24 protein-coding genes and 1 tRNA gene are annotated in these 22,733 nt (G+C 66.2%); 13 read left to right on the plus strand and 12 right to left on the minus strand.

Translation table 11 applies throughout. From position 1 onward, the window contains the following. Positions 1-299: 299 nt before the first annotated feature. On the minus strand, positions 300-2,831 hold the full coding sequence (locus tag TY25_RS41085; RefSeq protein ID WP_052383467.1) for a serine/threonine-protein kinase: 2,532 nt from the start codon (positions 2,829-2,831) through the stop codon (positions 300-302). A gap of 189 nt (positions 2,832-3,020) precedes the next feature. Between TY25_RS41085 and TY25_RS37960 the strand changes: the two genes are divergently transcribed. Then, a complete protein-coding gene (locus TY25_RS37960) occupies positions 3,021-3,284 on the plus strand; it encodes a hypothetical protein (RefSeq protein ID WP_042264649.1) in 264 nt (87 codons plus the stop codon). A 54-nt stretch (positions 3,285-3,338) separates the two neighbouring features. On the opposite strand, the gene TY25_RS37965 is transcribed toward TY25_RS37960, so the two are convergent. Next, entirely contained in the window at positions 3,339-4,754 is a 1,416-nt protein-coding gene (locus TY25_RS37965) for a flavin monoamine oxidase family protein (RefSeq protein ID WP_042264650.1), read from the minus strand. A 120-nt stretch (positions 4,755-4,874) separates the two neighbouring features. Between TY25_RS37965 and TY25_RS37970 the strand changes: the two genes are divergently transcribed. Then, positions 4,875-5,555: a TetR/AcrR family transcriptional regulator gene (locus tag TY25_RS37970; RefSeq protein WP_042264652.1), complete on the plus strand. Its 681-nt coding sequence runs from the start codon at positions 4,875-4,877 to the stop codon at positions 5,553-5,555. A 72-nt stretch (positions 5,556-5,627) separates the two neighbouring features. Here TY25_RS37970 and TY25_RS37975 read toward each other — a convergent pair whose 3' ends face one another. The 3 genes from TY25_RS37975 to TY25_RS42260 all read right to left on the minus strand — a co-directional run bounded on the left by TY25_RS37975 (position 5,628) and on the right by TY25_RS42260 (position 7,807). Beyond that, entirely contained in the window at positions 5,628-6,575 is a 948-nt protein-coding gene (locus TY25_RS37975) for a hypothetical protein (protein WP_146154064.1), read from the minus strand. 43 nt (positions 6,576-6,618) lie between these two features. After that, positions 6,619-7,488 (minus strand): alpha/beta fold hydrolase, encoded by an 870-nt coding sequence (locus TY25_RS37980; protein WP_042264656.1) that lies wholly within the window; start codon positions 7,486-7,488, stop codon positions 6,619-6,621. A gap of 97 nt (positions 7,489-7,585) precedes the next feature. Next, positions 7,586-7,807: an agmatine deiminase family protein gene (locus tag TY25_RS42260; RefSeq protein WP_369405394.1), complete on the minus strand. Its 222-nt coding sequence runs from the start codon at positions 7,805-7,807 to the stop codon at positions 7,586-7,588. A 288-nt stretch (positions 7,808-8,095) separates the two neighbouring features. On the opposite strand from TY25_RS42260, the gene TY25_RS37985 reads away from it, so the two are divergent. The 5 genes from TY25_RS37985 (at position 8,096) to TY25_RS38005 (ending at position 13,965) form a co-directional block, all read left to right on the plus strand. Next, positions 8,096-8,728 (plus strand): helix-turn-helix transcriptional regulator, encoded by a 633-nt coding sequence (locus TY25_RS37985; RefSeq protein ID WP_146154063.1) that lies wholly within the window; start codon positions 8,096-8,098, stop codon positions 8,726-8,728. 486 nt (positions 8,729-9,214) lie between these two features. Further along, on the plus strand, positions 9,215-10,261 hold the full coding sequence (locus tag TY25_RS37990; protein WP_042264928.1) for a polyprenyl synthetase family protein: 1,047 nt from the start codon (positions 9,215-9,217) through the stop codon (positions 10,259-10,261). 22 nt (positions 10,262-10,283) lie between these two features. Continuing rightward, positions 10,284-11,666: a cytochrome P450 gene (locus tag TY25_RS37995; RefSeq protein WP_042264658.1), complete on the plus strand. Its 1,383-nt coding sequence runs from the start codon at positions 10,284-10,286 to the stop codon at positions 11,664-11,666. Further along, positions 11,561-12,664, plus strand: a complete 1,104-nt coding sequence (locus tag TY25_RS38000; RefSeq protein WP_146154062.1) for a terpene synthase family protein — start codon at positions 11,561-11,563, stop codon at positions 12,662-12,664. The genes TY25_RS37995 and TY25_RS38000 overlap by 106 nt, the downstream gene beginning before the upstream one ends. Before the next feature lie 89 nt (positions 12,665-12,753). Continuing rightward, positions 12,754-13,965 carry a cytochrome P450 gene (locus TY25_RS38005; RefSeq protein ID WP_042264662.1) on the plus strand — a complete coding sequence of 404 codons (1,212 nt, stop codon included), beginning with the start codon at positions 12,754-12,756 and terminating at the stop codon, positions 13,963-13,965. 359 nt (positions 13,966-14,324) lie between these two features. On the opposite strand, the gene TY25_RS38010 is transcribed toward TY25_RS38005, so the two are convergent. From TY25_RS38010 to TY25_RS38030, 5 genes are read right to left on the minus strand one after another with little or no spacing between them, the layout of a single operon-like run. Next, complete coding sequence (locus TY25_RS38010) at positions 14,325-14,966, minus strand: hypothetical protein (protein ID WP_146154061.1); 642 nt, start codon at positions 14,964-14,966, stop codon at positions 14,325-14,327. Beyond that, positions 14,963-15,745 carry a hypothetical protein gene (locus tag TY25_RS38015; RefSeq protein ID WP_042264666.1) on the minus strand — a complete coding sequence of 261 codons (783 nt, stop codon included), beginning with the start codon at positions 15,743-15,745 and terminating at the stop codon, positions 14,963-14,965. Before TY25_RS38015 ends, TY25_RS38010 begins: the two co-directional genes overlap by 4 nt. A 3-nt stretch (positions 15,746-15,748) precedes the next feature. After that, positions 15,749-16,072: a hypothetical protein gene (locus TY25_RS38020; protein WP_042264669.1), complete on the minus strand. Its 324-nt coding sequence runs from the start codon at positions 16,070-16,072 to the stop codon at positions 15,749-15,751. Then, entirely contained in the window at positions 16,065-16,391 is a 327-nt protein-coding gene (locus TY25_RS38025) for a hypothetical protein (RefSeq protein ID WP_042264671.1), read from the minus strand. Before TY25_RS38025 ends, TY25_RS38020 begins: the two co-directional genes overlap by 8 nt. A gap of 30 nt (positions 16,392-16,421) precedes the next feature. Continuing rightward, a complete protein-coding gene (locus TY25_RS38030) occupies positions 16,422-16,940 on the minus strand; it encodes a YbaB/EbfC family nucleoid-associated protein (protein WP_146154060.1) in 519 nt (172 codons plus the stop codon). Between the two features lie 466 nt (positions 16,941-17,406). Here TY25_RS38030 and TY25_RS38035 point away from each other — a divergent pair, with 466 nt between their 5' ends. The 6 genes from TY25_RS38035 to TY25_RS42265 all read left to right on the plus strand — a co-directional run bounded on the left by TY25_RS38035 (position 17,407) and on the right by TY25_RS42265 (position 22,212). Next, positions 17,407-18,081, plus strand: coding sequence for a response regulator (locus tag TY25_RS38035; RefSeq protein ID WP_042264675.1), 675 nt, complete (start codon positions 17,407-17,409; stop codon positions 18,079-18,081). After that, positions 18,078-19,493, plus strand: coding sequence for an ATP-binding protein (locus TY25_RS38040; protein WP_042264677.1), 1,416 nt, complete (start codon positions 18,078-18,080; stop codon positions 19,491-19,493). The genes TY25_RS38035 and TY25_RS38040 overlap by 4 nt, the downstream gene beginning before the upstream one ends. Next, entirely contained in the window at positions 19,490-19,993 is a 504-nt protein-coding gene (locus tag TY25_RS38045) for a hypothetical protein (protein ID WP_146154059.1), read from the plus strand. The genes TY25_RS38040 and TY25_RS38045 overlap by 4 nt, the downstream gene beginning before the upstream one ends. A gap of 67 nt (positions 19,994-20,060) precedes the next feature. Then, positions 20,061-21,230, plus strand: a complete 1,170-nt coding sequence (locus tag TY25_RS38050) for a DUF418 domain-containing protein (protein WP_042264681.1) — start codon at positions 20,061-20,063, stop codon at positions 21,228-21,230. After that, positions 21,227-21,748, plus strand: a complete 522-nt coding sequence (locus TY25_RS38055) for a phosphatase PAP2 family protein (RefSeq protein ID WP_052383469.1) — start codon at positions 21,227-21,229, stop codon at positions 21,746-21,748. Before TY25_RS38050 ends, TY25_RS38055 begins: the two co-directional genes overlap by 4 nt. Positions 21,749-21,954: 206 nt before the next feature. Continuing rightward, positions 21,955-22,212 carry a hypothetical protein gene (locus TY25_RS42265; protein WP_081869366.1) on the plus strand — a complete coding sequence of 86 codons (258 nt, stop codon included), beginning with the start codon at positions 21,955-21,957 and terminating at the stop codon, positions 22,210-22,212. On the opposite strand, the gene TY25_RS38060 is transcribed toward TY25_RS42265, so the two are convergent. Together TY25_RS38060 and TY25_RS38065 are read right to left on the minus strand one after the other, a co-directional pair. Beyond that, positions 22,178-22,254 (minus strand) — tRNA-Arg (locus tag TY25_RS38060). The two genes, TY25_RS42265 and TY25_RS38060, sit on opposite strands and share 35 nt — an antisense overlap. 69 nt (positions 22,255-22,323) lie before the next feature. Next, the gene (locus TY25_RS38065) at positions 22,324-22,710 is read right to left on the minus strand and encodes a DUF4345 family protein (RefSeq protein ID WP_226887034.1); all 387 of its coding nucleotides are present in this window, start codon (positions 22,708-22,710) and stop codon (positions 22,324-22,326) included. Positions 22,711-22,733: the final 23 nt, after the last annotated feature.

Below are 22,733 nucleotides of genomic sequence, written 5' to 3' on the forward strand. Positions count from 1 at the left end.
CAGGACACGTCGGGGACAGGTGCGTGTCGCGGGGAACCTGCGCTGCCGTTCGTGGGTCCAACCCGATATGAGCGAAGAGGAGCGTTGTCGGTGGGTGCCGCCGAGCATGAGTAAGTCGGAATTGCGTGGGCGCAACGGTGATCGGCGCACGTGCACGGCAAAGGGCGCGTTGGTGGCGCGATATCGCCGTCGCAGAGATCCGGATGAGGGGAACGAGCCCGCGCATTGAGCCGTCGGCGGCAAGGTTCGCCGGCCCGGGTTGCGGTCTCTTGTTCGGCTCGTCAGCGTGCGTGACAACCTCAGAGAACGAGGAGGGCGACCAGTAGGGCGGTGGCGGCGAGCACCGAGTAGGCCAGGTACAGCCCCCAGGGGCGGTGTTCGACAGGTGGTGTGGGGATACAGGTTTCGTGGATCGGGCGCTCTTCGAGGTGTGCGGTGAGGAACGGCAACCATCGGCTGTTCATGTGCCCGCGTTCGAAGTATTCGCTGTGCGCGAAGGTGAAATTCTCTTGTTGCAGTCGTGGGCATTGTGCGGTGAACCCTTGCAGCCCGGAGGGTCCGGTTCCGGAGACGAACCAGTTGACGGCACGGGTCCACACGTCTTCGCTGCCGAATTCGTTTCGTACGGCTTGTACTTGGCCGCGTTCGATGAGCTGATCCCAGGGGAAGTTGGTCGGCAGAATGGATCCGCAGAGCAGTACTTTGCGGAATCGCAGGTAGGGGTAACGCAAGAGCGCGTTGCCGAGGATGTAGGTGCCGAAGCTGTGCGCGACGATCGATGGCGGTTCCTGGCTGCCGGTGCCGAATTCCTGCTGGTAGACCTGCCGGAACCAGCGCACCTTGGACAGGCGCGCCCACGGCAGCAGAAAACGGAGCACGGAGAAGTATCCGAAATTCCACAGGTCGACGTGCGTGCCCAAGCCGGCTCGGCCCGCGACCTCGGTGAAAGCGCGCTGCCAGGCGGCGTGCGTTCGAATCCCGTGCAGGGCAACAACTACGGGCCCCTGGATCGGAGGTTGCGAGGCCCGGCGCGAGAGCGGGGCGAGGCAGTCGTGCAACTCGCCGATACTGGTGAATCGATCTTTCGGGTTCTGGCACAGCCCGCGGATCAAGGCCGATCGCAGGCGTTCGGGCAGCTCGGCGAGCGATTGCTGATCCGGTTGCCATCCGTCGGGGATGGGGAACGGCAGCCGGGCGCCGGTCACCAGTTCGTACAGGACCGCGACCACCGCGTAGATATCGGCGCGGCGCCCGACCTGGTATCCCTGTTGTATCTGTTCAGGCGCCGCGTAGGCGAGATCGCCGACGAATATGCCGGTTTTCGTGAACGAGTCGACGGCCGGGTTCTCGTGTCTGGCGATGCCCGAATCCAACACGGTGACGAGCAGCTCCTTTCCGGCGACCAAGATATTGCTCGGCTTGATCTCGCGGTGCACGATGCCACTGGCGTGGATGTGTTCGAGGGCGGCGCAGACCTGGATGACGATCCAGATGGCTTCATCGAGGCGGAGATCCCGGTTCTTGGTGAGTTCGGCGAGATCGATGCCGTCGACGATTCTGCTGACTATGTAGGGCGGGTCGGTGCCGAGTTGGTTCTGCACATCCATCACTTCGACGACATTGGGGTGCGGCTTCAGCTTCAGCCATACCCGGCCGCCGCGCTGGAGCCGTTTCTTGGTGTCGGCGTCGACGGTCTGCACGACCTTCACCGCGACCAATTCGCCGAGTATGTCGTCATAGGCCTTGTAAAGGTCGCCGGAGATGCCGCGGGCCATGTATTCGAGCAGGTGGTATCGCCCGCCCATCCGGTGTCCGCACAAATCGCCCGAGGCATCGACAGTGTTGGTCGGCGGGGCCGACGCCGTCACCTGAGCGGTGTTGTGGACGATTGTCGGGCTGTCGTTATTCGGGCCGCCGGGAGCTCCCGATACGACGTCGACCTGCTGGATGCGTCCGGTCACGGTGGGAAGTTCGGGCAACGCACTGCTCAAGGCGGCTTCGGCGGCGGCCGCTAGTTCTCCGCACGTCGCGAATCGGTCGTCGCGGTTCTTCGCGAGTGCGCGTTCGATGACCGCGTCGAAGGCGCTGAGTTCGGGGCGTACGCCGGGATGCCGGCTCGGACACGGGATCGGCGCGAACAGGTGGGCCTGCAGCAGGTTCGCCATATTGTCTGTGCCATACGGGGTTTCGCCGGTCAGCAATTGGTAGAGCGTGCAGCCGAGCGCGTAGACGTCGACCCGACGATCGAGGTCCTGCCCGCTCAACTGTTCCGGCGCGGCATAGCTGAGGCTCCCGACGAACAGGCCTTCGACGGTCAACTGACCGGCGCCCTGGGTCATCTTCGCGATACCGAAATCGGCGAGGAACACGCGCTCCGGTTCGTCGGCGGGCGGATGTTCGAGCAGGATGTTCGACGGCTTGATGTCGCGGTGCAGCACGCCGCGCTCATGCGCATGATCGAGCGCCTTCGCGATCTCGGTGGTGATCCGCACGGCTCGCGCGACCGGCATCGGCCCGTTGCGGATCGCGGCCAGCGCGTCGGTGCCGTCGATGAACCGCATCGCTATCCAGGTCGCGTCGGCGGTGTGGCCGCGATCGTAGATCGTGACGATGTTGGGGTGGTCGAGCCGGGACGCCGTTTCGGCCTCGCGCTCGAAGCGGGCTCGGCTACCGGAATCGCCCGCGAACATCTTGTCCAGCACCTTGAGCGCGACCAGCCGCGGCAGTCTCGGGTGCCTGGCCAGATAGACGCGTCCCGCGCCGCCCTGCCCGATCAGTCGTTCGATGGTGTATCCGGCGAATGTTTGCTCAGGATGCACGTCGTTGCTCACGAGCGGTTCCCGGATCGGTGGCGTCGGCGGGGTTCATGCGTTCCTTCCCCTGGTGCCGTCGCGATGCGGACGGGTCGGGCCCTGCCCGCCGCAAGCGCATCGCGCTATCAACTAGATGTAGTAGCAATCGTCTATCGCGGGTACCGGTGTTAACAGCGTTTTTGCAGAACCGTGTCCGGCGGAGTTCGTATGCTGGTCACACTGCTTGCGCTGGGAGGGCTGATGTTGTTCGTCGTCGCGGGCGTGGTGCTGATCGCCGCCGCCGCACTCGTGGATTTCTCCCTGACCGCCGCGGGTATCTGCGTGCTCGTGGCGGCCGCGCTGGTGGTGCTCGGCATCATCGGACTCCGTCGCCGCGACGACGAGCCAGACAGAAGCGGCGTCCTGCGCCGCGGTGGAACCGGGTCTTCGTCGTCGGAATTCCACGCCGGTGGGGGCGACAGCGGCGAGTGAGATGTGCCGGTCACCGGGTATCGAGAGCGTCCCGCCGTAGCTCCCTTACCGGGCTCAAGCTGCGGCGAGGACCTCGTCGGCGGCGCGTTCGCCGGCTTGAATCGCGCCGCTCATGAATCCCATCCAGGCGTCGGCGGTCTCGACACCCGCCCAATGGACGCGGCCCACAGGTTCTTTCGGCAGGCGCCGCGCCGTGGTCAGCGCGCCACAGGCCAGCCCGCCCTCGCAACCATGGGCGAAAGGCTCGTCCGCCCAGTTCTTTTCGACGTATGCCAGCGGATCCAGCGCTCGCGGGCCGAAGAGCCGGGCGTACGCCGCCAGCACGGCGGCCTGTCGCGTACCCGGGTCGATCGTGGTCTCGTTCACGGTGACGTAGCTGGTCAGGATGCCCACCCCGGAGTCACGGGGCGATACATCGGTCACCCCGGGAATCGGCCCGAGATCGCCCAGTGCGGCGCCGGAAAGCCCGGCCCGGCGCCAAAACGGCTCCGGATAAACAACATTGATCTTGCGTCCGTGCACCGGTAGCCAAGCATCGTGCAGCACGGCGCGGTCGCCGGGTAGTTCGGGCTCGAAGCGCACCGCACGCATGCCCGACGGGGTGAACGCGACGATCACTCGCCGTGCCACGAATTCCGCTGTCGCGCTGTGCACTATGACACGGTCGCGCTGTCGATGGATGGCCTGCACCGGGCTGCCGAGCTGCACCCGATCGCCGAGTGATTCCGCGACGGCCACTGCCAAACCCTGTGCACCACCGGTGAATCGATAGACCGAGCGTTGCTGTCCGAACAGCAGTGAACCGACACCACCCCAGGTGTTCAAGAAGTGCAGGGTGTAGAGCAGCGAGGCCGACAACGGCACGAACCCGGCCAGACTCGACTCGACTACCGCGCGCGTGGACGGCGAGGTCAATTCGTCGGCCAGCCAGGAACCCAGCGTGTGCCGATCCAGTGCGACCGCGTCAGGCGCGGTCCACGGTGCCTGCGCCGGCACCGTGGCCGCCAAGTCGTCCAAATGTCCGATCACGCCGATCAGTTCGGTCAGATCCGCGGCGGGCAGCGGCAGGTCGAGCCATCGTGCCGTGAGACGTAACGCTATCCGTAGCAGCGGTCGCAAGCTGGGGCGGCCGAGTAGTCGGATACCGGGTGTCGAGCCGAGCCGCAGCGTGTGCGTCACGCCGTCGGAAACGAACAAGAACCGTCCGTCGAAGCTCCCTTCGAACAGCGCGACCCGGTGCGCCGCGGCGAGCCGAAACACGTTGTGGTGCACGGGATATACCAGCGATGCGCCGTCATCGACGCGGGTCGTGCCCGCCCAGCCGTCGCGGGTGCGCCCGCCGACGTGTGTCTTGGCTTCCAGCACCGCGACCGAGCGACCGTTGTCGACCAGTCGTCGCGCCGCCGCCAGGCCGGACAGGCCTGCGCCGATGACCACGACGTCTACCTCGTGAGTTTCGTTCCCCGACATAGTTTCTCCCTCGATCCAGGCGGAGCGAGCATGCGGCCGTCCGCGGTTCGTACACAATACGTGAAGTCCGTACGTTGTACGGGTACGCGTTCAATGTACGTGCGGCCGTAGGATCGGGCAATGCCCGAACGGAACTCGGTGTGGCTGCGCCCGGCGAAGCCGACGCGCAACCCGCCCGCACTCGACCGCGACCAGATCGTGGCCACCGCTGTTGCGCTGCTCGATGAGGAGGCGGTGTCCGGTCTGACCATGCGCAAGCTCGCCGCCCGGCTCGACGCCGCGCCGATGACGCTGTACGGATATGTGGCCACCAAAGACGATCTGCTGGAACTCGCGGTCGACGCGGTGTTCGCGGAGGCGCTCGCGGCCGATCCGGCGACAGACGACTGGCGAGCCGCGCTGACCGCGATCGGCCACCGCACTTTTCAGGCGTTGGTGCGCCATCCGTGGGCCGCCGCCCTGGTCGGTGACAATCCGCCGCTGGGCCCAGCGGCCGTCGCACAATTCGGCACGATCCTGCGGGTGCTGACCGCCGCGGGCTTCACCGGTGGCCGGCTGGATTCGGCGCTGACGGGTTTCTACTACTATGTGCTCGGCGCAGCGCTCGCCGAATCCCCTTGGGCTCGTGCGGGTCGAGCGGCGAGCTCGTTCACCGCGGCCGACATTTCGCGGTTGACCTCAGCCGACGGACAAGATGTCGCGCCGGTCACCGCCTACTTCGACCGCTATCCGAACATCGACCCCGTACAACGTTTCGGCCACGGGCTGCGCGCCGTGCTCAACGGTCTCGATCCCGCCTGAAGTTGCGCCGCAGGAGCCGGGTGCGCTGATCATGCGATACCCGGTCCGCCGGTGTGCTGCGGAGTCCAAGTCCTATCGGCAGGTGTCGAACTCCTGGCGCATCCTCTGCTGGACGGTTCGGGCTGGGGCGCTGAGGGTTTCGTCGGCGGTGGGGATCGTGTAATGGCAGCCCGCGGCGTGGACGGAGCCTTCGTTGCGCTTTTCTCCGGTGTAGGCGAAGAACCAGATCCAGTTCAGGAGTAGTGGGTTAGCGGCGGTCGGGCTCAATGTCCTTACGGTTTCGGATAATTGGGTGTAGGCAAGGTCGGGGTCGACGGCGGACGGTGTCGTGTTGCGCAAGGACAGTTGGACGACAGCGCCGTTCTTGATAACGACGAACTCAGTGGCCCAAGGGTTTTCGGGCAACTGGCGGCGAAGCTCCCTTTCCCGCTCGACGGACAGCGGTAGGTCGACGTTCCACCGCCCGTGCTCGGCCGCTTCGATCGAGATCTCGGCGGCGGTCGTGGGGCCGATCATCGCCCGGATCGCGGCGAGCGGTTCGGCTGTGCCGGTCCCCTTCGTCCCGACGGAGATCCGTGGTGTGGGACGCACCTCCCAAGAGATGGTCCCCTCGGGCATCGAGGCACTGTAGCGACGGACGTTTCGGACCGCATCGAGGAACGGGTCCACCGCCAGCGCCTCGGGAGCGCCGACCCTGGCTCGATCACCGACGACGAATTCGAAGCTCCGATCCCGCAAACCGCCGAACTTGCCCAGGCGTTCGTCGATGCGGGCGATCACCTGGCCGATCTGCGGCTCGGTCGCCTCGGGCATGGACGCGGTGAGCCGAAAGTAGTTGTCCCCGAGGAAGAAATCGTCGGCGACGGCGAGTTCGACGCGCTGCACCCCCGACATCGCCGAGATCTCTTGCTCGAGCTTGTCGGCTTCGGCGCGATAGTCGGTCAATGGCGGGGAGCAAGCAGTGAGGACGAGCACCGCCACTCCGGCGAGTACGGCACACAGCGTGCTGATCCTCTGCACCGTACCGCCGCGACAACGGTTTTCGACCATCGGGAACGCTCGATCAGCTGGCCGGGTCGAGGACTTCGTGGAGGACCCTGGCGAACGCCTCGGGCTGACCCGGGTAGCCGGACTCGGGACCGGTGAAGCCGCCGTGGTGGCTCGGGAACAGGACGGGCTTGTGGCCGAGTTGGTCGGCGAGCGCCGCCGAGGTGCGGTGGGTGACGGTGCCGGTCGACTCCTCGCCGTAGCCGAGAACGATCCGCGTCGATGCCGCGGTGAGCGCGGCGATGTCGGGGCGGTAGCCGACGACCGGCCGGGAACGTTCCGAGAGCAGCGGGTGGTCGCGGGCGCCGTCGTCCTCGCTCGGCAGGCCGAACATCGCGGGATCGGCGGCCGGCGCGGCGAAATAGTCGTCGGTGTATTCGCCTTGCCAGGAGGTCATCGCGATGAAGGTCGCCATGCCCGCGCCGAAACCCTTCTTCGCGTAAGCGGCGCGGTAGCCGTCCGCCGCACGTTCGGCCGCGGCGGCATCAGGGAGCACCGACAGCAGCGGCGGTTCATGGGCCACCAACGTGGTCACGTCGCCGGGGTGTGCGGTCACCAGCGCGAGGGCGACGATCGCCCCGCCACTGCTGGCGAAGACCTCGACCGGCCCGGCGTCGAGCGCCTCGATGACGGCGTGCACGTCACCGGCGTGGACGGCGGGCACGTTGTCGACCGCGCCGTCGGTGCGCACGCTGCGACCGAGCCCGCGCGGGTCGTAGGTGACGACCGTGCGGTCCGGGAAATGCGCGGCGAGCGCGGTGAAACCGCTGGCGTCCATCGGGAGGCCGATCATCAGCAGCGGCGGACGCCCGTCCGCGGTCGGAAGCGGTCCGTGGACATCGTAAGTGAGCGTCGCGCCGGAGGTTTCGAGCTTGTTTGTCGTCATGCCGATATCGACGGTACCGGAGCCGAGAACTCATCGGTGGTCGCCGATCTCGTCGCAGCCGGTGGTCCGCTCGTCGCAGACCGGACCGCATCGTCGCTCAGCGCGCGCTCGGTGCGGGTATCTGCATGGTGAGGCAGTGGATCGTGCCGCCGGACCCGGCGGGAACTCGGGCGGGCACGCCGACGATGTGGTGATCGGGCATGGCCCGCTGATAGGCGCGCACCGCGGCTCGATCAGCCTCCGCTACGTCGAACATCGGCAGGAAAACCGTACCGCGTAAGAGTCTTTGCCACGGTGCCGCTGGGCGGGGCGGCAGCAGCGGCCGGGGGGGTGTGGACGGTCATGAGAACCTCCGCGCGCCGAGACTGGTCGGGAGTCCTGCTCTGGGCTGAACCGTCCTCCTGCGACAGCGACGCCCTTTCCGACGCCCAGCCTCGGTAGTCGGCGTCAGTCCAGAAAACGAACCCTGATTCGCGTCAGGACAATCAACGAAATCGGTCGGTGTCATCGCGTGTCCCCGGTTGTCCATGCGGGTATGCCGAGAGCAGGCTGATCGGAAGGGATTCGGCACGTAGATCGTGCCCGTCGGGTTGTGGGAGGTGCACTGGTGGCAGCGAGGAAGCGGTTCAGCGGTCGGGACGTGGCCGCGATCGAGGAGTTCCTGCGCGTGGTCTGCTCCCGCGGGTATGACGGACCCGCCCCCGACATGCGCGCGGTGGAACTGGTGCGGTCGGTGATCGCGCATCAGCAGTCCGTCGAGGCCGAGACCAGCGAGTTGGGGTTGGCCGAGGACGCGGCGGCCTACCTGGCCGCCTGCGCGAACGCCGTCGTGCCCGCCGAAACTGTGCCGGTCGAACCGGCCGCGGAACCGCGTACTGCCGACGAGCCGGTGCGGCGTGCGGTGGCATTCATGCAGAAGCATCTGCGCGACGAACTCGCTATCGCCGATATCGCGGCCGCGGGTTTCGTCTCGGTGCGGACCATCCAGCTGGCGTTTCGGCACCAGCTGCACACCACCCCGATGGCGTACCTGCGGGAGCTGCGCATGCACGCCGCACACAACGAACTCGACCAGTGCCGGGCCGGAGACGGTTGCACGGTCACCGGGATCGCCATCGAGTGGGGCTTCAGCCATCCCGGCCGTTTCGCCGCGGCCTACCGGCACCTCTACGGCCAACCCCCGCACACCACCCTCAACGCGCCGGGCTCGCCCGCGACCACACCGGAGTCCGAGTCATGACCGCCTCGATCGCTGAGCGAGCGGGTCGCTTCGCGACCGTCTACCAGGAACGCTTCGGACAGCCGCCCAGCCACACTTTGCACGGGTAGTCGCAGACCCGAAGGCAGATGTTGCCGTTCGCACGGCGACTGTTCGATGCCTTACGGCTGGACAGGTTCCGGGCGGCCGGTGTTGCCGGGGTGCCTGCCATTTCGTGATCTCCCGCAGCGCCTCGGCTTGGCGTCGAGCTAGCACTTCCCCTCCGCGCCCGTCGCCCTGGTCACCATCACCTCCACGTCGAAGCTACCGCCAAGCTGCTGGCCGACATGGTCTCCGAGCAGCGGCGACACCAATGTCTCGCCATCGCGTCCGGCCCCCTGTTGCGTTGGTCTCATTCGGCTTGACAACGTCCACGGTGCGGGCAAATATTGGCTTGATTGTCAGTCAATTCATTTGGCCTACGATAAATCGCGATAGGAAATCGATATGACCGCGGTGCCGTCGTGTATGCGCTTTCAGGTGGGCGGGCAGCGCTCTCGGAATGACCCACCGGACCTGGATGCGGGCGCGCTCCTCGACGCTGCACGTCAACAGGTCGAGCCGCTGCTGCGTGCGGCAGTAGACGGTCTCGCGGCCCCGCTGCGACGAATGGCCGGATATCACTTCGGATGGTGGGACGTCGAGGGTCGTCCTACGGGCTCGACCTTGGGAAAGGGGTTGCGTGCCGCGGTGACTTTCGCATCGGCGCGAGCGTGGGGGGCCGATGCCACGGTGGCGGCGCCGGCGGCGGCAGCGGTGGAGTTGCTGCACAATTTCACGCTGATTCACGACGATGTGATGGATGGCGACCAGCTGCGTCGTGGCCGGGCGACGGTGTGGAGCGTGTGGGGTGTCAGTGACGCCGTGCTTCTGGGCGATGCGTTGCATGCTTTGTCGACGCGCGTCCTCCTCGGCAGTCCGGACCGTGTTGTGGTCCGAGCGGTTGCGCTGCTGGCCTCGACGGCCCTGGACCTGTGTGCGGGTCAACATTTCGACTGCGCCTGCGAGCAGGGCGGTGGGGTCGATGTCGCCGACTACCTGCTGATGGCGTCCGGCAAGACCGGCGCGTTGCTCGGGGCCGCGTGTGCGCTGGGCGGGTTGTACGCCGGAGCCGACGACGCCACCGTGGCGGCGTTGGAAACCTATGGCCGGGAGACGGGCATCGCATTCCAAATCGTCGACGACCTACTGGGCATCTGGGGCGATGCGGCCATTACCGGAAAACCATCCGGCAACGATCTCGCTCGGCGAAAACGAACTCTTCCGATTATAGCGGCGCTCGAATCGGACCATCCCGCGGCAACCGAGCTGGCAGGTCTGTATTTCGATGACCGAGTGCTGAGCAAGGCCGACTTGGCTCGTGTTGCCGAGTTGGTCGAGAAAGCGGGCGGAATGACTGTGGCGCGGCAATTGGCCGAGCAGCATCGACTCGCGGCCATGGCGGCATTGCCCAGTTTTATCGATGTGTCCGAGCTGAGAATTCTCGGTTCGTCGGCTATCGACCGCAACCGATAGTTCAATAGGAGTCCGAGTCACGATGCGAGCAGTATTCAGCCAGTACCGAGAACTGCCGAACGGCGGTTCGGAAAATCAGGCGATTCCGACTGCCCCGGGAGCGCTGCCGTTGGTCGGACATTCGTTAGCGCTGCTGCGGGACCCGTTGGCGTTCATCTCGGCACTTCCCGCCCACGGCGATGTGACGACGATACGAATCGGATCCCTTCCGATGGTGATGGTGTGCGATCCGCTACTCACCCGGCAGGTTCTGCTGGCGGACAGCACCTTCGACAAGGGCGGACCGGTCATGGACAAGGCTGCCGAGGTGATCGGTGACGGTTTGATCACCTGCCCGCACAGCAGACATCGGCGTCAGCGTCGTCTGTGCCAGTCGGCGTTTCATCCGACCCGGCTCCCTGAATTCGGCGCGGTGTTCGCGTCCGCGGCGAAAGAAATGGCGAGTTCCTGGCAGGACGACCAAGTCGTCGATGTCGACCGAGAATTGATGGCAATGACAGCAGGCACGGCCGTGCTGACAATGTTCGCCAACACCCTCCCGGAGCCGGAACAGCTTATTGCCGACTTGGTCACGGTGGTGGAGGGAGCGTTCCGGCGAATGATCACACCCCGGTTCCTCAACCACTTCGCGCTGCTGGGAAACCGGCGCTTCGACCAGGCGAACCAGCGGTTACGGAGTGCGGTAGCCGACGCCGTCGGCAGACGTCGTGCGGACGACGCCCACCACAGCGACCTACTGGCGTTCCTGCAGGAGGCTGTCGACTCCACGGAACATCCGGACAGCAGCGATCGGCTGACGGATATCGAATTGGTCGACCAGATCACCACCTTCTTCGGCGCCGGGACGGAGACGACCGCGAGCACAGTGGCCTGGGCGATGCACCTGCTTGCCCGTCACCCCGAAATTCAGGACCGGCTGCATCAGGAAATCCAAGACGTCCTGGCCGGTGACCCGATGACTTTCGAGCGGTTGACCGACATGGACATGGCAAGCCATGTCATCCACGAGACTCTCCGGCTTTATCCACCGGCCTGGCTGCTCACCCGCACAGTTACGAAGGAGACTTCGCTGGGCGGCTTCCAGCTTCCGGCCGGGACCACGCTGGCCTACAGTCCCTACGTCATTCACCGTAGACCGGATTTGTACGACGATCCCGATCGTTTCGACCCGCAGCGCTGGCGGCACACCAAGCCTGATCGAACGGCCTTCATTCCATTCGCTGCCGGAGCCCGCAAGTGCATCGGCGACCGCGTTGCCATCACCCAGGCGACGATGGCATTGATCACTATTGTCGGCCAGTGGCGCCTGACGCCGCTTTCGGATCAATCTCTCGAGCCTGCTGTCAAAGCGACCTTGACCCCTCGCCATCTCCGCCTCCGTGTTACGGCGCGCCGATCCCGGTAACCATCCGAGCCGCTCGAATAGATTGGAAAACCACAATGTCGGTGGACGCAGGACAAGCAGTCGACGGTTTGCACATCCCGTTCCCCAGCGCTCGCAACCCGCGAACAGAGCTGGTCCGTGAGCCGCATCGGGACTGGATCGACACCATGGGGATCGCCCCTGCGGCGACCGCGGGTATCGGGGCCGACCTTCCGCTCATTATCGGCCGTCTCTATCCACACGCCGGTGTAGACCATCTGGCCCTGGTCACCGATTGGAATTGCTGGGGCTTTCTCTACGACGACGAATTCAACGGCAGTCTGGGCGCATTGCCGGGGACGGTGGCTGCCTCCGTCGAAGGCATGATCGAGATCATCTGTGCCCCAGCGGCTTTCCGGGAAACGTCCGAGGTGCCGTTGGCTCGGGCGCTCGCCGACATGATGCGCCGATTCCGGGACAGCGCATCGGCGATCTGGTTCCATCGATTCAGCGAACACTTCGCCGCGGGCCTCACCGGTTTCGCCCATCACTCCGCCGCGCGCGCGGCGGGCGGATCAACCAGCATCGAGGACTACCTCGCGCATCGGCGACTCGATATAGTGTCCGACCCGCTGCTGGATTTCATCGAACTGACCGACGACTGCGAACTATCGCCGGTAGTGCACACCAGTCCGGCGATGCTTCGCCTGCGGCGGGCAGCATTGGACATCATCATCATGATCAACGACGTCTTCTCCTACGACAAGGAAATCCGCTGCGGCGACACGGAGAATGCGGTAGCCGTCCTGGAACGATCGACAGGGCTCACCCGCGAAGACGCGACGGCCCGCGCGATCGAGATCGCAAACCACAATATCCTCGCTCTTGTCGAAGCCGCAGAGACCCTGCCGGCGGCATTGCGCAAGCTCGACGCCGACCTCGATCAGATCGACCGAGCACTGCGGTTCCTCACCGGAGTGCAGACCGTGGTGAAGGCCACGTACGACATTCACCTCGAAAGCGCCCGATACGCCGAATAAATGTACGAACCCGTCGTGCAGGTTATTGGAAATGCCGAGTACGGCGATGCGGAAACAATTGTTCGCTGAATTTCTGTAGGAGGACTGCGATGTCGGAGGTTCGGTCCGGAGCACGCCAGTATCCGATGGCACGGGGGCGCTGCCCGTTCGACCCGCCACCCGAGCTCGGCCGCAGGCAGCGGGAGGAGCCGGTGTCCAAGGTGCGGATCTGGGACGACGGCGAGCCGTGGCTGTTCACCCGGCACGCGGACGTGCGCGCGCTGCTGGCCGATCCGCGCGTCAGCGCCGATTCGACCCGGGACGGGTATCCGGCGCAGTCGCCGGGGATCAAGGCCAGTCCGGACCAGGCGAGATTGTTCATCACCATGGACAACCCGGAACATGCCGCGCAGCGCAGCCTGCTCACCGCCGACTTCACCGTGCGGAAGATAGAACGGTTGCGACCGCGGATCCAGCAGATCGTCGATGACCTGATCGACGATCTGCTCGCGGGCCCGAACCCGGCCGACTTGGTGGAGGCGTTCGCACTTCCGGTGCCCTCGCTGGTGATCTGTGAACTGCTCGGCGTGCCGTACGCCGACCGGGCCTTCTTCCACCGGGTGAGCAAGGTGCTGACCGCGAGCGATACGTCCGCGGCCGAATCACGAGCCGCGATGCAAACACTGCTCGAATACCTCGGCGGACTGGTACGGGACAAGCTCGCCGGCCCTGGCGACGACCTGCTGAGTCGGCTTGCGACAGAACAGGTCGCCGCCGGCGCGGTGACGGTCGCGGAGGCGGCGTCGATGGGGCTGCTGCTGCTGGTCGCCGGGCACGAGACGACGGCCAACATGATCGCCCTCGGCACCGCCGCGCTGCTGGCGCATCCGGATCAGCTCGCCGCCGTCCGCGACGGTGACGACGCACTGGTGGCGAACGCGGTCGAGGAGCTGCTGCGTTACCTCACCATCTCGCACAGCGGACGGCGGCGCGTGGCACTGGAGGATCTGGAGGTCGGCGGACAGCGGATCCGCCAGGGCGATGGGCTGATCACCGCGGACAACGTGGCCAACCGCGATCCGGCGCGGTTCCCCGACCCCGACCGGCTCGACGTGACCCGCGAGGCGCGCCACCACCTCGCGTTCGGCTACGGCATCCACCAGTGTCTCGGCCAGGCGCTCGCGCGAGTCGAACTACAGGCGGTCTACCGCACGCTCTACCGGCGGATCCCGACACTACGGCTCGCCGTTGCGCTGGACGAGGTCGAGTTCAAGCACGACATGGTCGTGTACGGGGTGCACGAACTCCCGGTGACGTGGTGAACCCGGAACTGTTCGACCAGTGCTTGTGATGAAACGCCTTTTCCGCAGCCTCGAGCTGGTCGGTGAACCCGACCGCGAACTCGTACCCGAGCCACAGCCACTGCCACACCTATTGGGGGGCCACAGCCACTGCCACACCTATTGGGGGTCCGAACCCGACCGGAGCTGAACTCGGGCGCTGAGGTCGCCGCGATCGAACGGATTGGTACGGCAGTGCGGAGAATCGTCGAAATGTCCAGGAGTGCAACGCTATTCGTCCACCGGAAGCTTTTTCGCGGGGGCGCATCGCCGAGCTGGTAGTGGAACTGGACCAGGTAAGTGCCGCAGTCGAGTCCGACGTGCGCGAGGCACGAGCTGACCTATTTCATGACTCTGTCGAAGCCCCCTGCCAAAGCGCGGGCCACCTCCAATGCGTGACGCTCGACAGCGGTCCCTTGCTCGGGCGTGGACGGGCCGGCGAACGTTCGGTTCAGGCGGATGTGCACGGTGGCGTTGGCGACACGGAAATCGGTCTCGGCCGCGGCGTCGGTGGATGAGATCTCGTGGAATGAGTAAGCGTCGTCACCGATACCGTTCACGATCTTTACCGCGGGGGAATGCTGGTCCCGATAGCTGGTGAAGCTGCGCTCGGTCTCGTTGACCGGATCCTTGTCCCCCCAGGAGCCGGGCTGGTTGACGGTGATCGCGATGAAAACGGTGGCAGCGCGGGTTCCTGTTGCGTCGGCGCCATCCCTGTGGGACGCGTTGTTCACGAAGGCGCCGTAGCAGGTCAAGACTGTCGCGGACTCTTTCTGCGGTTGCTCGGGACGGAATTCGGATTTCGGATCGTAGAGTTCACCCGCATAGCTCGACACCGCGTCCTTCGTGACTGCCTGGACTTCGAGGCAGTCGGTGGGCGGAGTGCTGAACGGCGGGGCGGAGTCGGGTGTTTTCTCCTCGCAGCCGGTCAGTGCGAGCGAGGCCAAGACGATGCCCATCGTCACAGTTCCGATATTTTTCATGACGGGGTCCCCCAACCCGGTCCGGTCGGGTTACGTGGTTGCCATCCGGGAACGGTCAATGCGGCTGGCGCTATCGCTGCGGGGACTTCTACCTGGTTGATCTTGGTGATGACATCGTCGATCTTACCGCCGGTATCGACCATATATTTGCTGAGATTATCCAGTAACGATTTCGTGTCGGTCATGAACCGGTCCACGAATTCTAGTGCGGCGCTCTGGTAGCTGTCGGTGCCGCCCGCGCCGCCGGTGAAGATCACGATCAAGGCGTTGGTCTGCGCTTTCTTGCGCGCAGCCTCGTACTGCGCAAGGCTTGCCGCGGTGCTCTGCACATTCGACGTGGCGTTGGTATATGCGGTCGTCACGTAGGCGCCGAGATCGTTCAAATATGTGGCGATTTGCGCGATGTGGCCATTGTTCGAGCGCGTGGATGTAGCCAGCCGGTCCACGTAGTCGACAGCGGCATCCCGTGCAGTGCCTGCCCAGCGCGCTTTCAGGTTTTCGTTCGCTGTCGCCAGACCCATGCCGTCGTTACTGCCATCGACCGCTTTCGTGAGTTCGGTGACCGCCTCCTGCCAGGCCGCCAGGACGGACGACACTTTGCTGGGGTCCCCGAGCATCTTCTGCAGGACGCTCATTCGATCGCGGACGGGCTCGTCGACGTCGAGGTGTTCGGCCCAAGTGACCACGTAAGCTGCCTGATCCCAGGGGAACACGAGTTCAGCGGGCAGGCCATTGGGGTTTCGTTCCGCCGGGATGGCGAAACCCTTCGTATCGCCCACGGATCAGTACCCTAACTGCGCGTCGATGTAGCCGAATTGACGGTAGTAGTCAGCGTCCAGGTTCTCGAAATGTGTAGCGCACGTTTTCAATCCGTCCGCGGCGGATTGAATCGAAGTGGCCCCTTCGCGGAGCTTCGCGGTCAGATAGGTCGTGGCGAGATTGAACTTGGCGGCATTGTCTTTGCCATAAGAGCCGAGCGCGTGGAGATCCATCGGGGACTCGAGGATCTTCTTCTTCGCGGCGTCCCAATGCCCTGAAGTCTGACGGATTTCTTCAGCTTCCAGCTTCAGCGCCTCGGGAACCACATGGAAATCCTGGTCAGACATTCTTACCCTCTCCCTGGTAGGAACCTTGGTGCGATCGAGTGGCCGACGAGTTCATCGCTGCGGAGATAGCTTTCAGTACGTCGCCCTCGTTCGATCGAACGACCTCCTGCGGATCGAGATCCATCGACCTGATCGTGCCGTTTCCATCGACGATCAGGAATCCGTACGTTGCTCCGGAACAGTCGTCGACAACCGGCACTTCGCGGCTTTGCGCCGCGCGCGTCGCATAGAATCGACCGGAGTTGACGTCCTCCATGAGGTCACGCCACTGCTTGTTTCTCTCCTGCGTCAAGTGGTACAGGCGATCGAAATCCGACATGCATATCCTAGGTTGTTTCGCGTTCCCGTGTCAGCGAGCGGATTCGCTGGTCAATCGGTCGGCGACAGTTTCGGCTCTGCTGAACCGCGCGGCATTGACCGCCTCGACTATGGCGGTCGCAACAGAGTTGATGTCATCGGCGACCGCCCAGCTCGGACGCGTCAAATCTCCGAAACCCCTTGCCAGTCGGATGTCGACGACATCACCGGAGCTCGAGACACTCGCGACCGCGGCCCGATCGGACGACGTCCCGGTGAACAGCATCGAACCGACACTCGCCATCACCGCGTCGATACGACCTCGCGCGATATCGCGGCGACGCTCGAACTGCTCCTGCTGAGCGGCGACATCGTCATTGGGCACCCGCGGTTGAGACAGGGGTTGGGCTTGAACTGACCTGACGTGACCCTCGGGGGCCTCGCCGGTGGATGCGCCGACGTGGCGGGATGCGGGAACCTCCGCCGACGGGCGTCGGGCGACCTCGAGGGGTGCGTCGTCCCAGAACTCGTCGGGGTCATCGTAATGGTTGTAGTAGCCCTGGGCAGCCATCATTGCCCCTTCGCTGAAGCGTTGCAGGCAGCTCTGAGGTCGGTCGTGCCAATGGCATTCATCAGGTGTCCCCCGTCGATCGCGCCGTGATCATGATCCGGCGGTCCGACTGTATCGACCGTCGAATGTCGGGTCAATCCGCTGAAACGTTCTTGGCAGTTGACCGTGTCGGCGATCAGGGGCCTGGCCGGGCGCAGCCGCGGGCAACGGGCAGGCGGTGTACAAAGGCCTTATCTCAAATCATCTCCGCAGTGGCAACCCCAGCAACGATCACTCTTTCGACCCGCCATTTGGGCCGCCTGGAACCCGCTGGGGTGATCCCATGCCTGCCATTTGGTGATCTCCCACAGCACCTCGGCTTGTTTTCGCGCGAGTGCTGCACCCTCGGCGCCTTCGGCGTTCACTGTCTCGAGCACTGCACTGTGGCACTCGCCTCGGCGGGCCGCGGCGATGCCATGATGAGGCGGTGGCGCGCATCCTGCTGATAGAGGACGACCCGCTGATCCGGGACAGCCTCGCAATGGCGCTGCGGCGGCATGGCCACGAGGTGCGCGTCGCGGCGTCGGGGGAGGAGGGGCTGCGGCTCGCCGCGGACGGGGTCGAGCTCGTGGTGCTGGATGTGATGCTGCCCGGCATGGACGGCTTCGAGGTCTGCCGACGGCTGCGGGCGCGGGGTGACGTCGCCGTCATCATGCTCACCGCGCGCGAGGACGACATCGACGTGGTGGGCGGGCTGGAGGCGGGGGCCGACGATTACGTGGTCAAGCCGGTGCTGCCGCGGGTGTTGGACGCGCGCATCAAGGCGGTGCTGCGCCGGGGCGGCCGGGACGTGCAGAGCGGCACCGTGCGATTCGGGGCGCTCGAGATCGACCGTGACGGGCTGACGGTGGCGAAGAACGGAGTCGCGGTGGCGCTGACGCCGACCGAGCTGCGTCTGCTGCTGGAGCTTTCCGGCGCCCCGGGGCAAGTCTTCAGCCGCCAGCAACTGCTCGAACGCGTGTGGGAGCACGATTACCTCGGCGATTCGCGCTTGGTGGACAACGGGATCCAGCGGCTGCGCGCCAAGATCGAAGACGATCCCGCCGCGCCGCTGTTCGTGCAGACGGTGCGCGGCTTCGGCTACCGGTTCGGGCCGATATGAGATGGCCGCGCGGATTGCGCGCCCGGCTGCTGGCCGCATTTGTGCTGGTCACCGTGATCGGCGCGGCGGCGGCGGCCTGGGCGGGATTCGCCTCGGCGCGGGCCTCGTTGACCAGTGACGCGCAGAACAGCGCCGCAGCCGAGGTGGCGGCGCGCATCACGGCCGCGGCGCCATCGCTCACCGATCCTCCCGATCAGCAGACCCTGGACCGGTTACGGGACCTGGTCGGCGGCCGAGTATGGGTGCGTTACGGGAACCTCACCGCGGCAACGGGTTCCGATCGCGAGTTGGTGACCGATGAGCTCCGGAACGCGGTGCGCGACAGTGGCGGCCTGATGCTGCAAAGGATTTCAGGCCCTCGGTTGCTGATCGGCACCCCCGTCATGGTCACCGGTGTGGACGGCCGCCGCACGCGCTCGGGCATCGAGGTGTACGCGGTGCGCGATCTCAGCGAAACGCAGGCCCGCATAGCCGATTCCGGCCGCGCCGCCATCTTGACCAGCCTGCTGGCCTTGCCCCTGGCGGCCGGGCTGGCGCTGCTGGCCGCGCGCGGCGTGCTGCGGCCGGTGCGGGAATTGCGGGATACCGCACGCAGACTCGCCGACGGCGATCTCACCGCGCGCGGCAACACCCGCGGCGGCGACGAACTGTCCGAGCTCACCGTGACGGTCAATCACATGGCGGCACAACTGGAATCGACGGTGTACCGATTGCGGGCCTCGGAGGCCGAGTCCCGCCGTTTCGTGGCCGATGTCTCGCACGAGCTGCGCACACCGCTCACCACGCTCACCGCGGTGGTGGAGGTGCTGGAGGCCGAATCCGATCGGATGACCGGCGACCAGCGTGCGTCCGCGCTGCTCGCGGTCGACGCCACCCGGCGGCTCACCGCCCTGGTCGCGGACCTGATCGAGGTCTCCCGCTTCGACGCCGCGGCCGAACGGCTGCACCCCGAGGCCTTGGAAATCGTCGCGGCGGTGCGGGACAGCCTCGCCGCCCGGCTCTGGGACGACGGCCGAGTGCGGCTGCGGGCGATGGAGCCGGTCGAGGCGATCGTGGACCGCCGCCGCCTGGACGTCATCGTGGCGAACCTCGTCGGCAACGCGCTGGCGCACGGCACACCGCCGGTGCAGGTGGATATTCGCACCGCGAGCGAGGACGTGCTGATCACCGTCGACGACCACGGAACAGGGCTGCCCGCAACCGATCCCGACCGCGTGTTCACCCGCTTCTACAAGGCCGACGCCGGGCGCGGCGGGGCCGGGGGCAGCGGACTCGGCCTGGCCATCGCCCGTGAGCACGCCCGCCTGCACGGCGGCGACATCACCGCGGGCCGTGCACCCACCGGTGGCGCGCGCTTCACCGTTCGCCTGCCCCGGACCCCGGGGCGGCCCGCAGCGGGGAGTCAGCCGTGAAAATCCCTGGGCGGCACCGAGAATGGACCCCAATCGGGCCGGTCGCGCTCCTGCTCGCGGCGGCGGTGTGCGGCGGCTGCGGGATCTCGGGCAGCGCCGTCGTCGCGGGCGGCGACGCCCCGACCGGCATCGCGCCGGGCGTGGCCCTATATTACGTCGCCGCCGACGGGACCGTGACCCCGGAATTCCGGAAAACCGGGAAACTGGGGACGGTCGGCGAGGCACTCGACCTGATGCGCCGCACGCAACCGGGCCCGGGACTGCACACCGAGATACCGGAGGCGGAGGGCGGCCCGGCCCCCATGGTGACCGAATTCGACACCCTCATCACCATCGACATGCCTTACCCCAGAACAGAACTCAGCGATCACGCGGTCGCCCAGGTCGCCTGCACTGCACTGGGAGTCCATCGCCAAGCGGGCCGCCCATCGGCCACCGTGCTGATCAAGCCCACCATCGGCGCGGACTTCGGCCCGCTGACCTGTCCGGTCCAGCGCTGACTGTTTGCGACAGAACCGCGACACAGCTGCCACGAAGCGCCCACATCGGGCGGGCACCGTATCCGGCATGACAGCACTCGCCACTTCCACAGAACTGCGGACCGGGCAAGCGCCGCCACGGCTGCTCGGCGTCGACGCCGTGCGCGGGCTCGCGCTGCTGGGCGTATTCCTCATGCACTTCCATATGTCGGGCTGGCTGCACACCGGTGCGCCGGACGTCGCGACCGCACCCGTCGCGTGGCTCCAGAACGAGACATCCTCACGCGCCATGAGCCTGTTCATCCTGCTCGCCGGAGTATCCGTGGCGCTCATGACCGGCGGTGCGCGACCGTACACCGGCCAGCGAATGAGCCTGGCGCGCAGGCGGTTGGCCGTGCGCGCGGGCATGATCTTCCTCATCGGGCTGTGCCTGGAGAGTGCCGCGCCGAACGTGCTGGAGTTCTACGGGGTGCTGCTGCTCCTGCTGGTGCCCTGCACCGATCTGCGACCCCGGACTCTCGCCCTGATGTCCGCCGCGGCCATGCCGGCCGTGACGCTCTACGCCGTGTGGGTGATGAACAACCACATGAGCTGGCTGATGACCGAGATCCCGAGCGGGCCCGCGATACTTCTCCAGCCGCAGCACTGGGCCGCATACCTGTTCTCCCTGGTGGGCTACGGCGGCGGCTTCCAAACCGTTTACGGAATCCCCTTGGTGCTGGCCGGAATCGCGATCGGCCGCCTCGACCTGCGCGCCACGGCGGTACGCCGCCGCATGGCCGGGGGTGGCCTCGCGCTGGCACTCACCGCGTCGGCGGTCGCGGCCCTGGTTCCACATCTGCTTCCGGCGGCCGACATGCTCACCTGGCGATCCCTGTTCGACATGCCCGGCGCCACGGCCCCGTACGCCACCAGTCTCGTCGGCATCACCTTCATGATCGGCGTGGCGCTGCTGCTGCTCGGTCTGCTGCTGCCACTGCTGGACCGCCCGCGCGCGCAGTTGCTGCTGTGGCCCCTCGTCGCGGCCGGGAGCATGACCCTGACCTGGTACGTCGGGCACCTGCTGTTCCTGTACTCCGTTCTCGAGCCCCGGACACAGTTCTCGGTGGCCGGGTTCGGCGGCGTCATCGTGGCAGTCCTCGCGCTGTCGGCCCTGTGGCGCAAGCGATTCCGTCGCGGGCCCCTGGAGTGGCTGGTGCACATCGCCATGGTCACCGCGGTACCCGGCCCGCGCCGAGTCCCGGCAGGTGCGGCATGACAACCACCCACTCGGCGTTCCTCGACCCCACGCTCTTGACCGGCGCGTCGGTGCTCGCACTCACCGCGATCGCGATCTGCCTGGCGCGTTCACGGTCCGCGCTGAACTCGGCGCGGGTCGCTACCGTGCTGGTCGGCGCTCCGACCAGCGCCGCCCTGGCGAAAGCCGCCCTGGTTCGTCCGGATTTCCTGGCGACCGGAATGTCGAACTCCTTCCCGAGCGGCACGGTCACCTGGGTCGCCGCCGTGGCCGCGGCGGCAACGCCGGCGACCAGCCACCCGGCCCGCGGACTCACCGTGGCCGCCGGTCTGGCATGCACGAGCGCGACAGCCGCGTCGGTGGTCACACAGCAGTGGCATCGCCCCAGCGATGTGATCGGCGCGCTCCTGCTCGTCGCCGGATGCACCGCACTGGCCACCAGCGTCCGCGACCGTACGAAACGGCCCCCAGATCATTTCGACCATGTACTGCCGACCACATCGGCTGCCCACTTGCCCCGCAGTCACAGATTGCGATGATCACAACGGTTGGTTCCGCCGGGCCGTCTTCAACCGGCGGAGCGTCACCCAGACGATCTGCTGGATGCGACGCATGATCGTGGAATGCCCATCGACCTCTTGCCGAGCAGACCCAGCTGAAGGGGCGGCTCGCCGAGGTAGAAACCGAGATCGCGCACGTGTCGAGTCCTGGGTTGATTAATTTTCGCCCGATTGGGTACTTGCGCGTGGAGGAGTTGCCGCACGCGTTGGCCCGGCGACTGTTCGATGCCCGAAGGCTGGAGGTTCGCTACCACAAGACCCACAACCGGCTCAGCTACCGGATCACCCTGGTAGCGCGCACGCTGGCTCTCGCGTCCGGTGTCGCGCAGGAGGTGCTGGTCACAGGCCGAAATGAGAACGCCGCCACCCCCGATAAGGGTGACGGCGCGATGGTTGGCACCATCTGTGTGGCGCCCCCGGCAGGAATCGAACCTGCGACCTAGGGATTAGAAGGCCCTTGCTCTATCCAACTGAGCTACGGAGGCAGTGGGTTCCACCATGGCCGACATTGGTCGTGCTGTCCAGCGCGCCAATTATAGCGACCGACCAGATGGCTAAGGGTCCAGCGCGACGGCGAGTACGAGCATCGCGGCCAAGATCACCTCTAGCACCAGGTAGAACCAAACGGGGTAGAAGGCGGACGGGCTTTCGACGACAGACGACCACACTCGGCCGAACGCCATGCCGCCGAGCACGGCGGCCACCGCCACGCACGCCCCGAATCTGAGGTCACCGACATCGGCGGCGGCCAACCCGAGGATCACCGCGATGGCGATGCCGAAGCCGCCGTAGACGGCCCGCACCTCGGCGCGGGCGTCCGCGCGGTCGGCGAGCAGCCCGAGCGGGTCGACGAGTTGGCTGGGCCGCAAGAGCCCGAAAACGCCCATGGCAGCGAAGAACAACGCCACCAAGGCAATCAACACGATCGACACGACCGACACAGCACCTCCGTGATCCGCAGCCC

It is taken from the genome of Nocardia brasiliensis NBRC 14402, assembly GCF_000308475.2.
GTDB classification, from domain to species: Bacteria; Actinomycetota; Actinomycetes; order Mycobacteriales; family Mycobacteriaceae; genus Nocardia; species Nocardia brasiliensis.

Excerpts from the sequence above, each read along its gene's own strand:
- TY25_RS37960 (WP_042264649.1), top strand. The coding sequence starts at position 3,021 with ATGCTGGTCACACTGCTTGCGCTGGGAGGGCTGATGTTGTTCGTCGTC.
- TY25_RS37965 (WP_042264650.1), bottom strand. The coding sequence starts at position 4,754 with ATGTCGGGGAACGAAACTCACGAGGTAGACGTCGTGGTCATCGGCGCA.
- TY25_RS37970 (WP_042264652.1), top strand. The coding sequence starts at position 4,875 with ATGCCCGAACGGAACTCGGTGTGGCTGCGCCCGGCGAAGCCGACGCGC.
- TY25_RS37980 (WP_042264656.1), bottom strand. The coding sequence starts at position 7,488 with ATGACGACAAACAAGCTCGAAACCTCCGGCGCGACGCTCACTTACGAT.
- TY25_RS37990 (WP_042264928.1), top strand. The coding sequence starts at position 9,215 with ATGCGCTTTCAGGTGGGCGGGCAGCGCTCTCGGAATGACCCACCGGAC.
- TY25_RS37995 (WP_042264658.1), top strand. The coding sequence starts at position 10,284 with ATGCGAGCAGTATTCAGCCAGTACCGAGAACTGCCGAACGGCGGTTCG.
- TY25_RS38005 (WP_042264662.1), top strand. The coding sequence starts at position 12,754 with ATGTCGGAGGTTCGGTCCGGAGCACGCCAGTATCCGATGGCACGGGGG.
- TY25_RS38010 (WP_146154061.1), bottom strand. The coding sequence starts at position 14,966 with ATGAAAAATATCGGAACTGTGACGATGGGCATCGTCTTGGCCTCGCTC.
- TY25_RS38020 (WP_042264669.1), bottom strand. The coding sequence starts at position 16,072 with ATGTCTGACCAGGATTTCCATGTGGTTCCCGAGGCGCTGAAGCTGGAA.
- TY25_RS38025 (WP_042264671.1), bottom strand. The coding sequence starts at position 16,391 with ATGTCGGATTTCGATCGCCTGTACCACTTGACGCAGGAGAGAAACAAG.
- TY25_RS38030 (WP_146154060.1), bottom strand. The coding sequence starts at position 16,940 with ATGGCTGCCCAGGGCTACTACAACCATTACGATGACCCCGACGAGTTC.
- TY25_RS38040 (WP_042264677.1), top strand. The coding sequence starts at position 18,078 with ATGAGATGGCCGCGCGGATTGCGCGCCCGGCTGCTGGCCGCATTTGTG.
- TY25_RS38050 (WP_042264681.1), top strand. The coding sequence starts at position 20,061 with ATGACAGCACTCGCCACTTCCACAGAACTGCGGACCGGGCAAGCGCCG.
- TY25_RS38055 (WP_052383469.1), top strand. The coding sequence starts at position 21,227 with ATGACAACCACCCACTCGGCGTTCCTCGACCCCACGCTCTTGACCGGC.